Origin of the sequence: Sphingomonas mangrovi, from assembly GCF_047975845.1 — a bacterium.
Classification (GTDB): domain Bacteria; phylum Pseudomonadota; class Alphaproteobacteria; order Sphingomonadales; family Sphingomonadaceae; genus Sphingomonas.
This window is the reverse complement of record NZ_JBIUCZ010000054.1, coordinates 1-12,517: the sequence shown is the minus strand read 5'-3', so window position 1 is coordinate 12,517 and position 12,517 is coordinate 1. Positions and strand designations below refer to the sequence as shown.

The 12,517-nt window shown below is 69.7% G+C and carries 7 protein-coding genes; 2 read left to right on the top strand and 5 right to left on the bottom strand.

Going from position 1 to position 12,517, the window contains the following annotated elements:
- Nucleotides 1–404: 404 nt before the first annotated feature.
- The 5 genes from ppc to recF all read right to left on the bottom strand — a co-directional run bounded on the left by ppc (nt 405) and on the right by recF (nt 9,569).
- On the bottom strand, nt 405–3,080 hold the full coding sequence (gene ppc / locus ACBY01_RS16660) for a phosphoenolpyruvate carboxylase (protein ID WP_416462108.1): 2,676 nt from the start codon (nt 3,078–3,080) through the stop codon (nt 405–407).
- Between the two features lie 231 nt (nt 3,081–3,311).
- Entirely contained in the window at nt 3,312–5,831 is a 2,520-nt protein-coding gene (gene gyrB, locus ACBY01_RS16655) for a DNA topoisomerase (ATP-hydrolyzing) subunit B (RefSeq protein WP_416462107.1), read from the bottom strand.
- Nucleotides 5,832–5,891: 60 nt separating this feature from the next.
- Nucleotides 5,892–6,650: a ZIP family metal transporter gene (locus ACBY01_RS16650; RefSeq protein ID WP_416462106.1), complete on the bottom strand. Its 759-nt coding sequence runs from the start codon at nt 6,648–6,650 to the stop codon at nt 5,892–5,894.
- Nucleotides 6,651–6,895: 245 nt separating this feature from the next.
- The gene (locus ACBY01_RS16645; protein WP_416462105.1) at nt 6,896–8,311 is read right to left on the bottom strand and encodes a DEAD/DEAH box helicase; all 1,416 of its coding nucleotides are present in this window, start codon (nt 8,309–8,311) and stop codon (nt 6,896–6,898) included.
- A gap of 190 nt (nt 8,312–8,501) precedes the next feature.
- Nucleotides 8,502–9,569, bottom strand: coding sequence for a DNA replication/repair protein RecF (gene recF / locus ACBY01_RS16640; protein ID WP_416462104.1), 1,068 nt, complete (start codon nt 9,567–9,569; stop codon nt 8,502–8,504).
- 95 nt (nt 9,570–9,664) lie between these two features.
- Here recF and ACBY01_RS16635 point away from each other — a divergent pair, with 95 nt between their 5' ends.
- Nucleotides 9,665–10,003 carry a hypothetical protein gene (locus tag ACBY01_RS16635; protein WP_416462103.1) on the top strand — a complete coding sequence of 113 codons (339 nt, stop codon included), beginning with the start codon at nt 9,665–9,667 and terminating at the stop codon, nt 10,001–10,003.
- Nucleotides 10,004–10,258: 255 nt separating this feature from the next.
- Nucleotides 10,259–12,361 (top strand): TonB-dependent siderophore receptor, encoded by a 2,103-nt coding sequence (locus tag ACBY01_RS16630; RefSeq protein WP_416462102.1) that lies wholly within the window; start codon nt 10,259–10,261, stop codon nt 12,359–12,361.
- The last annotated feature ends 156 nt before the right edge of the window (nt 12,362–12,517 follow it).

Genomic DNA, 12,517 nt, shown 5'->3' with positions numbered 1-12,517 from the left:
TCAGCATCGCCGACTCCTCAGCCAGACCATGCCCCGTTCTACACCATCTCTGTCCCGCCAACCTCCACCATTGCCGCAAAGCCAACCTCGCGAAACACTACACGCAGGCAGGAGCCCAGGGCCACAAGCGCTGCGTTCAGAGACCCTGTGCTCCCGCCTGCGCGGGAGCACGGCGGCAGGCGCCCTGCTTCGAGCCTGTCGAGAAGCGCTGGCGAACCGCTCGTGAGGGCTTCTCGACAAGCTCGAAGCGAACGGAGGTGGGGGTGAGGTGAGGTGGTGAGGGTCGCGAACGCAGCCCCACCCTCCCCGTCATGCTGACGAAAGTCAGCATCCATTCGCGCTCCGCTCGCGCCTCCAGCCGGTGCGGCAATGGATCCTGACTTCCGTCAGGATGACGGCTTCCCTCACCCGCTGTTGCGCAGCGCCGTCGCGATCGCGTTGATCGACAGCAGGATCCCCTCGCCGATGCGCGCATCCTCCTCGCCCGCGCGATGCCGCTTCAGCAGCTCGATCTGGAGCAGGTTGAGCGGCTCGATGTACGGCAGCCGCAACCGGATCGACGTCTCCAGCTGCGGATGCTTCTCCAGCAGCCGCGTCTGGCGGGTGACGGTCAGCAGCCCGTCGTGCGTCGCCTGCCAGCCGTCGCGGATGCGGCCGAAGATCGCATCGCCCATCGCCCGGTCCTCGACCAGCCCGGCATAGCGTTCGGCGATCGCCATGTCGGACTTGGCGAGCACCATATCCATGTTGGCGAGCGTGGCGGCGAACAGCGGCCAGCCGCTCGCCATCTCGCGCAGCAGTCCCTTGTCTTCGAACGCCGCGATCGCCTGGCCGACGCCGTACCAGCCCGGCAGCATCACGCGCGCCTGCGCCCAGCTGAACACCCAGGGAATCGCGCGCAGATCCTCGATCGCGTCCGATTTCTTGCGGCTCGCCGGGCGCGAGCCGATCTTGAGGCCGGCGATCTCGCCGATCGGCGTCATCTGGCGAAAGAAGGTGCGGAAGCCCTCGGTGCCGTAGACCAGGTCGCGATAGGCGTGGAACGCGGTGTCGGACAGCGTGTCCATCGCCGCGGCGAAGCGCTCGTAATCGGCGTGGGCGAGCCGCTCGGGCTCCAGGCTCGCGAGCAGCGTCGCGGAGGCCATCGCCTCCAGGTTGGTGGTGGCGCTCGCCCGCGTGCCGTATTTCGCGGCGATCACCTCGCCCTGTTCGGTGATGCGGATGCGCCCCTGCACGGTGCCGGGCGGCTGCGCCTGGATCGCCGCGAAGGAGGAGCCCCCGCCGCGCCCCACCGCGCCGCCGCGGCCGTGGAACAGCTGCATGCCGACGCCCGCCTCCTCGAACACCGGCTGCAGCGCGGTCGAGCCGCGGCTGAGCTGCCAGGTCGAGGTCAGATAGCCACCGTCCTTGTTGCTGTCGGAATAGCCGATCATCACTTCCTGATGGCCGCGGGCACAGGCGACCGCCGCCACCTCGGGCAGGGCGAACCAGGCACGCATGATGTCGGGTGCCGCCTGCAGATCGCCGATCGTCTCGAACAGCGGGATCGCCATGATGTGCGCTTCCGGCGGCTCGCCCGGCACGTAGAGCCCCGCTTCCTTGAGCAGCAGGTTGACCTCGAGCAGGTCGGACACCGACTCCGCCATCGACACGATGTAGTGGCGGATGCACGCGCGGCCGTATTTGGCGTGCGCGTCGGCGGCGGCGTGGAGGATCGCCACTTCCGACGCGGTCTCCTCCGAATAGCCGAAATAGGGCGACGTCAGCGGCCGCGGGCTCGCCAACTCACGGCGCAGCAGCGCGACGCGCGCATCCTCGTCGAGCGCGGCATAGTCGTCCTCGACCCCGCCGGCCTTGAGCAGTTCGGCCACCACCCGCTCGTGCACGGCGCTGTTCTGGCGCAGGTCGAGCGTGGCGAGGTGGAAACCGAAGGTCTCGACCGCGCGGATCAGCCGGCCGAGCGCGCCGCCGGTCGCGAGCGGGCCGTTGCCGCCGATGGTGAGCGCGTGGGCGATCGCCGCCAGTTCGTCGCGGAACGCCGCCGGATCGGCATAGCGTTCGCCGGGCAGCGCGGCGGGCCGCGGCGGCGCCTTGCCGGTCAGTGCCTGATAGGTGGCGGAAAGCCGCGCGTAGATGCCCGACAGCGCGCGGCGATAGGGCTCGTCGGCGCGGCTGGCGGCGGTGTCGCCGCTCGCCTCGGCCAGCGCCTCGACCGGCGCGTCGACGCTGGCGTGCTCGGTCGAGATCGACAGCTCGGCGCCGAGCGCATGCACCGCCTCGAGGTAATAGCCGAGCACCGCCTCGGCCGAGCGCGCCAGCGCCAGCTTGAGCGACTCGGCGGTGACATAGGGGTTGCCGTCGCGGTCGCCGCCGATCCAGCTGCCCGGGCGCAGGAACGACGCCGGGCGCGCGCCGAGCACGCGCTCCCAGCGGGCGTAGAGCGCCGGCAGTGTCGGCAGGAACACGTCGCGCAGATAGCTGAGCGCGTTGTCGACTTCGTCGGCGACGTACAGCTTCTCGCGGCGCAGCACGCGGGTCTGCCACAGGAGCGCGATCTGGCGGAGGATCGCCTCCTCCACGCGGTCGCCGTCGGCGGTCTCCTCGATGCCACGGTCGCGCAGCGCCATCAGCTCGGCGATGCGGTTGCGGTGATCGATCATGCTCTTGCGCCGCACCTCGGTCGGGTGGGCGGTGAGCACCGGCATCACCAGCGCATCGTCGAGCAGCGCGAGCACCGCGTCACGGCCGATGCCGTGCCCGGCGAGGCGTTCGAGCGCATGGGCGACGTCGGCGCCCTGCTCGGCAGCGACGCCCTGGCGGTCCTCGGCCAGGTTGGCGAGCATCGAGAACAGCATGAAGCCGCGGACGAAGGCGATGGTCTCGTCGAGCGTCAGCCGATCGAGGCCGGGATCGATCGCGGCGGCACCGGCGACACCGCGGTGGCGGTCGACCGAGGTCGCGCGGATATATTCGATGCGCTTGAACAGTTCCTCGCCACCATAGGCGCGGATGACGTCGCCCAGCAGGCGACCGAGGAAGCGGATGTCGGGATCGTTGGCGATCGAGGGGAGGCTGGCCATGCCCCTTTGCTGCGGCGCAATGCCGCCGAGGTCAACCGCCCGTGGTCGAAACGTGCGCCCGACGGGGTGCTAGCGCACGAAAAGTACCGCTAACACGGCCTTCCCCGTCATCCTGACGAAAGTCAGGATCCATTGCCGCAGCGGCAGGAAGCGCGAGCGGAGCGCGAATGGATGCCGACTTCCGTCGAGATGACGAAGAAGGGCAAGGCCGGTCGCAGCGCGACCGACCTCTTAGACGTCCAGGTTGGCGACGCTCAGCGCGTTCTCCTGGATGAACTCGCGGCGCGGCTCGACCACATCGCCCATCAGGCGGGTGAAGATCTCGTCCGCGACGTCGGCCTGCTCGATCGCCACGCGCAGCATCGAGCGGTTCTGCGGGTCGAGCGTGGTTTCCCACAGCTGCTCCGCGTTCATCTCGCCCAGCCCCTTGTAGCGCTGGATCGACAGGCCCTTGCGCCCCGCCGCCAGGATCGCGTCGAGCAGCTGGCTCGGCCGTGCGATCAGCACCTCGCCCTTGGCGGCGGTGACCGGCGTCGCCTCGCTCTCCTCCAGGTCGGCGACGGGATTGTCCGCGTCGCTCGCCTGGGCGCCACGCGCCGGCACCAGCTTGGCGGTGGCGGCATAGCTCTCCGCCTCCTCGGCGGTGAGCGCGTGGAGCTTGCGCCCCTCGGCCGAGGTCAGGAACGCGGCCTCGATCACATGATGGTCGGTCACCCCGCGCCACACGCGGCGGAAGTGCAGCGCGCCTTCCTCGGAGATCGACGCGCTCCAGCGCGCGTCGCCGTCGGTGCTGTCGAGCCGCTGGACCGCATCGGCGAGCCGCGTCTCGCGGTCGGCGCGCGACGCCTCGGGATCGAGCGTGCCGGACAGCGCCAGCACCTCGACGATCTCGGGCGCATAGCGGCGCGGCACGTAGCGCATCAGCGTGCGCATGCGGCGGGCATGGTCGACCAGCGTCTTGAGATCGGTGCCGCTGCGCGCCCCCGCCGGCGTCTCCAGCACCTGCGCGGCGACGCCGGCGTCGACCAGGTAGGAATCGAGCGCGGCGTCGTCCTTCAGATACACCTCGGACCGGCCGCGCGTCGCCTTATAGAGCGGCGGCTGGGCGATATAGAGATGCCCCGCCTCGATGATCTGCGGCATCTGGCGGTAGAAGAAGGTCAGCAGCAGCGTGCGGATATGCGCGCCGTCGACGTCCGCGTCCGTCATGATGACGACCTTGTGGTAGCGCAGCTTGTCGAGGTTGAAGTCGTCGCGGCCGATGCCGGTGCCCATCGCCTGGATCAGCGTGCCGATCTCGCGGCTCGACAGCATCCGGTCGAAGCGCGCGCGCTCGACGTTCAGGATCTTGCCGCGCAACGGCAGGATCGCCTGGAAATGGCGGTCGCGGCCCTGCTTGGCGGAGCCGCCGGCGGAATCGCCCTCCACCAGGAACAGCTCGGACTTGGCGGGATCGCGCTCCTGGCAGTCGGCGAGCTTGCCGGGCAGCGAGGCGATGTCCATCACTCCCTTGCGCCGGGTGAGCTCGCGCGCCTTCTTCGCCGCCTCACGCGCGGCGGCGGCGTCGATCACCTTCTGGATGATCGCGCGCGCGCCCTGCGGATTTTCCTCCAGCCATTCCGACAGCTTGTCGGCCATCAGCGCCTCGAGCGGCTGGCGCACCTCGGAGCTGACCAGCTTGTCCTTGGTCTGCGAGCTGAACTTGGGGTCGGGCAGCTTGACCGAGACGATCGCGGTGAGCCCCTCGCGCATGTCGTCGCCGGTGAGCGTCACCTTCTCCTTCTTCAGCATGCCCGACTTGTCGGCATAGCCGTTGAGGGTGCGCGTCAGCGCAGCGCGGAACGCGGCGATATGGGTGCCGCCGTCGCGCTGCGGGATGTTGTTGGTGAAGGCGAGGACGTTCTCGTAATAGCTGTCGTTCCACTCCAGCGCGACGTCGATGCCGACATCGTCGCGCTGGCCGGTGATCGCGATCGGATCGGGCATCAGCGGCTGCTTGTTGCGATCGAGCCACTTCACGAACGCGGCGATGCCGCCCTCGTAGAACAGCTCCACCTCGCGCGGGTCCTCGCGCCGTGCATCGACCAGCACCAGCCGCACGCCCGAGTTGAGGAACGCCAGCTCGCGATAGCGGTGCTCGAGCTTCTCGAAGTCGAATTCGATGTGGTTCTTGAACGTGCCGCCGTCGCCCTTCGCCTTTTCGGTCGAGGGCAGGAAGGTGACGCGGGTACCGCGCTTGCCTTCGGCCTTGCCGACGACCTTCAGCGGCGCCTCGGCATCGCCGTGGCGGAAGCGCATGTAATGCTCCTCGCCGTCGCGCCAGACGGTTAGGTCGAGATATTCGGAGAGCGCGTTCACCACCGACACGCCGACGCCGTGGAGGCCGCCCGACACCTTGTAGGCATTGTCGTCCGACGTGTTCTCGAACTTCCCGCCCGCGTGCAGCTGGGTCATGATGACCTCGGCCGCCGACACGCCCTCTTCGGGGTGGATGCCGGTCGGGATGCCGCGGCCGTTGTCCTCGACCGACACCGAGCCGTCGGGGTTGAGGGTGATGAGCACGCGGTCGCAATGGCCGGCAAGCGCTTCGTCGATCGCGTTGTCGCTGACCTCGAACACCATGTGGTGGAGGCCCGAGCCGTCGTCGGTATCGCCGATGTACATGCCCGGACGCTTGCGCACCGCATCCAGGCCCTTCAGCACCTTGATGGATTCGGCGCCGTACTCGTTCTTCTTCGAAGCTTCTGCCATGCCGAGGATATAGGGTTTTGGCCCTCGAAACGGAAGCAAAATGCGGGCGTTTCGCCGCTCTCAGCCCGCCTTGCTGAGCCAAAAGGCCGCCAGAAAGCCGGCGACTGCGATCAGCCCCGAATATTCGTGGGTGTTCTCGGTCGCCTCGGGGATCATCGTGTCGACCAGCATCGCCAGGATGCCGCCCGCCGCGACCGCGGTGATCAGCGCCACCACCTCCTCGCCGGCGCCGGCGAGCAGCAGGTTGCCGAGCAGCGCGGCGATGCCGCTCGCCAGCGCGATCGCCGCCCAGACGCCGAACACGTAGCCGGCGGAGCGCCCGGCCTTCTTCATCCCCGCCGCGGACGACAGGCCTTCGGGGATGTTGGACAGGAACACCGCGGCGACCACGGTGGTGCTCACCCCCGCCCCGCCGATCAGGCTGATGCCGATCACGATCGATTCGGGAATGCCGTCGAGCAGCGCGCCCATCGCGATGGCGGTGCCGCCGCCTTCGCTGGCATGCGGCTGCTTCTCCGCACTCTCCAGGCCGGAGCGCTTGCGGTGCCGGGCGCCGCGGCGCGCCAGCCAGACGTTGCCGGCGGTATAGAGCGCCGCCCCGCCGACGAAGCCCGCCGCGGTGGAGTCCAGCCCGCCCCGCGCGAAGGCCTCGTCCATCAGGTCGAAGGCGACGGCCGAGATCAGCACGCCCGATCCGATCGCCATCACCGCGGCGACCAATCGCTGCGGCAGCCGCGCGACCCAGGCGATCGCCGCGCCGATCAGCAGCGCCGATCCGCCGAGCAGGCCCCACAGGCCGGCTTCGAGCCAGACGGGCATCAGCGTGCCGCTGCGATCGGAGTATGGAGGCGGTGCCGCATCAGCGGATCAACGAAGCGGCGGCGCTTCGGTGCCAAACGCGCAAATTAGACGGCCCGCTCCCAAATCCGTTCGTCTCGAGTAGCCGTCGAGCTTGTCGAGACGGCGTATCGAGAGACCGGTGGTTGCGGCTCTCTCGATACGGGCTCTCGACAAGCTCGATCCCTACTCGAGACAAACGGGGTTGGTTTGAGCTTCGGGTAGCCTCAGCGCGCCGCGCCCTGGCCACCGCCGCCACCCGGACGCCGTCCGCGACCGCCGCGGCGCGGGCCGCCCGGACGGGCACCGGCCGGGCGCTCGCCTGCGGGACGCTCGCCCGCCGGCTTGCCCTGGCCGCCACGGCTCGGGTTGCCAACCGGGCCGCGACCGGCGCCTGCCGGCTTCGCGTTGTGGGTCGCACGCGGACGCGGCGGCTGGCGCTCGCTGCGCGGACGCTCGGGGCGGTCGGGTGCGTGGGGCGCGCGCGTCGCCTTGATGTTCGCCGCCTCGGCCAGGAAGTTCTCCGGCAGCGGCACCACCTCGATCTTCTGACGGGTCAGCTTCTCGATCTGGCGCAGATACGGACGCTCGTCCTCGGCGCAGAAGGCGAAGGCGATGCCGTCGTTGCCCGCGCGCGCGGTGCGGCCGATGCGGTGGACATACTGCTCCGCCACGTTCGGCAGCTCGAAGTTCACGACATGGCTCACGCCCGACACGTCGATGCCGCGTGCGGCGATGTCGGTCGCGACCAGGATCGGCACCTTGCCCGAGCGGAACTCGCCGAGCGCACGCTCACGCTGCGGCTGCGACTTGTTGCCGTGGATCGCGTTGGACGCGATGCCGTTGGCGCCCAGCAGCTTCACGACGCGGTCGGCGCCGTGCTTGGTGCGGGTGAACACCAGCGAGCGGTCGATCTTGTTGTTGCGGAAGAACAGCGTGAGCAGCGCCTGCTTCTCCTGCTGCTGCACGAAGGTGACATACTGCTCGACGCGCTCGGCGGTGGAGGAGACCGGCGCCACCTTCACCTCGGCCGGGTGGGTCAGATACTTGTCGGCGAGGTCGCGGATGTCCTTGGGCATGGTCGCCGAGAAGAACAAAGTCTGGCGATCCTTCGGCACCATCGACACGATGCGGCGCAGCGCGTGGATGAAGCCCAGGTCGAGCATCTGGTCGGCCTCGTCGAGCACGAGGATCTCGAGCTCGTTGAGCGCCAGGCACTTCTGGTCGACCAGGTCGAGCAGCCGGCCCGGCGTCGCCACCAGGATGTCGACGCCCGACGCGACGTCGCGGATGTTGCGGTTGACGGGCACGCCGCCGAACACGGTTGCGACATTCAGCTTGGTGTATTTGGCATAGGTACGCGCGTTGTCGGCGATCTGGCTCGCCAGTTCGCGCGTCGGCGCCAGCACCAGCATGCGGCAGCGCATCGGCTTGCGGCGGACGTTCGCCTTCACCAGCAGGTCGAGCGAGGGCAGCACGAAGGCCGCGGTCTTACCGGTGCCGGTCTGGGCAATGCCGAGCAGGTCGCGCTGTTCGAGCACGATCGGGATCGCGTCGCGCTGGATCGGCGTGGGTTCGGTGTAGTTCTTCTCGGCGAGCGCATCGAGAAGCGGCTTGGAAAGTCCAAGGGACTGGAAGGACATGGAAAACCTGTGTGTAGCCGGCACGCGCGGCCAGGCGGCACGCACGGGAAGGCGGGGCAAAAATGCGACCCGCGTGACTTGGGAAGCCGGTGAGCGCGACGCGAGCCTCGGCCGCAAGGCCGGATCACGCTGCTTGTTTGAAGCGTCGCTGCGCGGCGGCAGATGCGCGCGACCTTGCCAAAAGTCAAGGTTACGCCGGAATCACCCGCCCCTCGGCGACGTGGTAGCGGGTGGCGTCCGCCCCGATCGCGTCGAACAATCCCGGCTCGGTCCCGGTCAGCCATACCTGCCCGCCGCCTGCCAGCCGATCGAACAGCGCCGCGCGCCGGCCGGGATCGAGATGCGCCGCCACCTCGTCGAGCAGCAGCAGCGGCGCGCGCCCGACCCGCTCCGCCACCAGCGCGGCATGGGCGAGCACCAGCCCGAGCAGCAGCGCCTTCTGCTCGCCGGTTGAGCAGCGGTGCGCCGCCTGCCCCTTCTCCAGATGCACCACCGCCAGGTCGGAGCGGTGGGGTCCGGCGAGCGCGCGCCCCGCGGCGGCGTCGCGGGCACGGCCGCCGGCGAGCTCGGCGCGCAGCCGCTCCGCCTCGCCGCCCCAGCCCTCCACCGCGAGCCCGGCGCGCGGAAAGGCGCCGGCCGGGTTCGCGGCGATGCGCTCGCCCAGCGCCGCCACCGTCGCGCGGCGGGTCGCGTCGATCGCCGCGCCATGCTCGGCCATGCGCGCCTCCAGCGCCGCCAGCCATTCCGGGTCCGCCGGCCGATCGTCGGCGAGCAGCTTGTTGCGCTCGCGCATCGCCGCCTCGTAGCGGCTGGCGTGGCGGGCATGACCGGGCGCCAGCGCCAGCGCCAGCCGGTCGAGGAAGCGCCGCCGCTCGCCCGCGGGCTCGACGAACAGCCGGTCCATCGCCGGGGTCAGCCACAGCACGGTCAGCCATTCGGCCAGCGCCGCGGCGGGCGCAGCCGCGCCGTTGACGCGCACCAGCCGCCGCTCGGGCGCGTCCTGGCGCGTGCCGGTACCGAGTGCGGTGCCGTCGACCAGCGTCGCCGCCACGCCGAAGCCGCCGCTGCCGCCCTGCCGCGCCATCTCCGACAGCGCCGCACGCCGCAGCCCGCGGCCGGGGGCAAGCAGCGACACCGCCTCCAGCACGTTCGTCTTGCCCGCGCCATTGTCGCCGGACAGCACGACGAACCCCGCGCCGGGCGCGAGGACGGCGTCGGCATGGTTGCGGAAATCGGTGAGGGACAGGCGCGCGAGCATCGGTGGCGCCGCTGTAGCGCATGGCGGCGGCCAGCGCGACGCAACCTTCCGGCCCGCGGGGAATTGCATCCATCGAGACAAAAGAGGGGATGAAGATGCGGACAGGGTGGATCGTCGCGGCGGCACTGGTGGTGAGCGCCTGCGGCCCGCAGACGCCGCAGGAGCGCCAGGCCGACCAGCTGCGCGACGCCGCCGACGCGCAGGCCGACGCGATCGAGGCCGAGGCCGGCAACGTCGCCGCGGGAATGAAGGCCGAGGCACAGCAGCTGCGCCAGCAGGCCGGCCAGGGCGGCGGCTACGACGCGCAGCGCCTCCAGGTTCGCGCCGAGGCGCGCGAGCGCGAGGCCAAGCTGGTCGAGGAACAGGCCGAGGCCCGCGCCCGCGCCGTCCGCGACGAAGGCAAGGCCCGCGCCAGCGCCGCGCTCGCGCAGTAGCGCGGGCGGGGACGCCCTTCCGAACCCGCCGCATGGAGCAGCGGCGGACCGAACACATCCGCCAGTTCCGCCCGTCCTCCTGACGAACGTCGAGGTCTCATTCCGTCGCGCGTCGGCCTGCGGGCCGTCGCGCCGCTAACCCCTTGCCCCGCAGACCGACCCCGCCTGAGCAGCCGCCACTCCCTTCAGAAAAGTCATTGCGAGTCACACGCAATAGCACTATCGGGGCCGCGCTCATTCAAGGGGGGTGTGGTAGTGAAGATCGTCCATCTGGCAGGCGTGGCATTGGCGGCGCTGGTTTCGACCCAGGCGTTCGCGCAGGAGGTGGCCGAGCAGGGCGTCGAGACCGAACGCGCCGCGCCGCAAGCCGAGGACGACGACCGCGACGTCCTCGTCACCGGCCGCCGCGACCAGGGCGTCTCCGCGACCAAGACCGACACGCCGCTGATCCAGGTGCCGCAGCCGCTGACCGTCATCCCGGACGAAGTCTATCTGGCGCAGGGTGCGATCAACATCTCCGACACGGTACGCTATGCCGCGGGCGTCAACGCCGACGCCTATGGCCGCGACACCCGCGTCGACGGCTTCACCATCCGCGGGGTCGATGCGCTGCAGTTCCGCGACGGCATGCGCGACATCTTCAGCTACTACGCCAGCATCACCTCCGATCCGTACAACTTCTCGCGCGTCGAGGTCGTGCGCGGCCCCGCGTCGGTGCTGTTCGGTCAGGGATCGATCGGCGGCATCGTCAATCTGGTGACCAAGACGCCGGTGTTCGAGAACGCGGGCGAGGTCGCGCTGACCTATGGCAGCTACGACCGCAAGGAAGTGCGCGCCGATCTGAACGGCGTGCTCGGCGACACGCTCGCCGCGCGCGTCGCGGCCCGCGTGCGCGACGCGAACACCTATGTCGACCACGTTCCCGACGATCGCGTGATGATCGCACCGTCGGTGACCTGGCGCCCGACGCAGGACACCGACGTGACGCTGCTCGGCCTGTATCAGGAGGACGACAGCGGCTCGACGTCGAACTTCCTGCCGATCGTCGGCACGCTGCGCGAGAACCCGGGCAACCCGCGGCTGCCGCGCTACCTGTTCGTCGGCAAGCCGGGCGAGGACCGCTACAGCGGGCGGCTGCTCCAGGGCGGCGGGTTCGTCGAGCACCGCTTCAGCGACGCCGTCAAGCTGAGCCTCAAAGCGCGCTACATCGACAGCGACCTCGACTATTTCAGCCACTATACCGACAGCTACAGCAATCCCCAGGATCCATATCGACCGGGCAGCAACGGCCGGCTGATCGGCCTGACCTCGAGCGCGTCGGTCGCGCGGCTCAACGTCTTCTCGACCGACAACAACGTCCAGGTACGTTTCAACACCGGCGCCGCGATCGAGCACACGCTGCTCGCCGGCCTCGACTACAGCTGGAACCGCGTCCGCAAGAGCGACAACTACGGCGGCCAGGTGATCGACGTCTACGACATCGATTACGACGCGATCGAGCTGCCGGAGGTCGTCGCCCCGTTCGGCCGCGACACGCAGAAGCAGCTCGGCGTCTACGTCCAGGATCAGATCCGGCTGTGGGACCGCGTCTCGGTGGTGCTCGGCGCGCGGCGCGACCGCGTCCGCAACGCCAGCCTCAACACCACCACCGGCGACGTCGCGCGATCGACCGACAAGGCGACCACCTTCCGCGCCGGCATCATCGGTGAGCTGGGCGCGGGCATCTCGCCCTTCTTCAGCTACACCGAGAGTTTCCTGCCGATCTCCGGCAGCACCAGCGCGGGAACGACCTTCAAGCCGCAGACCGGCACCCAGTACGAGGCCGGGTTCAAGTGGCAGGCCGATCGCGCGACGCTGCTCACCGCCACCGCCTTCCGCATCAAGGAGCGCAACCGCGTCCTCTACGGTCCGGCTAACCTGATCACCCAGTCGGGGGAACTCACCACCGAAGGCTTCGAGTTCGAGGCGGTCCGCACCCTGCCGGACAACTACGACTTCTCGGTCGCCTATGGCTACAACGACGTCAGCGGCGACACCGCGGCGACCGGATACATCGCCAAGCACGTCGCCTCCGCCTGGGCGACCAAGACCTTCTACGGCAGCCTCGGCTCGCTCAAGCTGGGGACGGGCGTGCGCTACACCGGCAAGCAGGTGTCGACGAGCGCGCTCTGGACGATCGTGACGCCCGACCGGACGATGGTCGACGCGCTGGCCGAGATCGAGCACGATCGCTGGCGGCTGACGATCAACGCCACCAACCTGTTCGACAACCGCGCCTTCGCCTCCTGCCTCGCACGCGGCGACTGCTTCAGCACCGCCCCGCGCAACGTGATGGCGACGCTGGGCTACCGGTTCTGAGGCGGCGAGCGGAGCGCCCTGACGCAGCGCTCCGCTCGCCACCACGCGCTAGATGTTTGATCCCACGGTTTGATGGTGCGATCCTTTCGTTGGAATGGAAGGAAGCCGTATGGGACAGCTACGTCACGGGAGCGCCACGACCACGCACGCCGTCCG

What these genes read in the sequence shown, in the direction of transcription:
- ppc (WP_416462108.1), bottom strand. Translation starts at nt 3,080, where the DNA reads ATGGCCAGCCTCCCCTCGATCGCCAACGATCCCGACATCCGCTTCCTC.
- gyrB (WP_416462107.1), bottom strand. Translation starts at nt 5,831, where the DNA reads ATGGCAGAAGCTTCGAAGAAGAACGAGTACGGCGCCGAATCCATCAAG.
- ACBY01_RS16650 (WP_416462106.1), bottom strand. Translation starts at nt 6,650, where the DNA reads ATGCCCGTCTGGCTCGAAGCCGGCCTGTGGGGCCTGCTCGGCGGATCG.
- ACBY01_RS16645 (WP_416462105.1), bottom strand. Translation starts at nt 8,311, where the DNA reads ATGTCCTTCCAGTCCCTTGGACTTTCCAAGCCGCTTCTCGATGCGCTC.
- recF (WP_416462104.1), bottom strand. Translation starts at nt 9,569, where the DNA reads ATGCTCGCGCGCCTGTCCCTCACCGATTTCCGCAACCATGCCGACGCC.
- ACBY01_RS16635 (WP_416462103.1), top strand. Translation starts at nt 9,665, where the DNA reads ATGCGGACAGGGTGGATCGTCGCGGCGGCACTGGTGGTGAGCGCCTGC.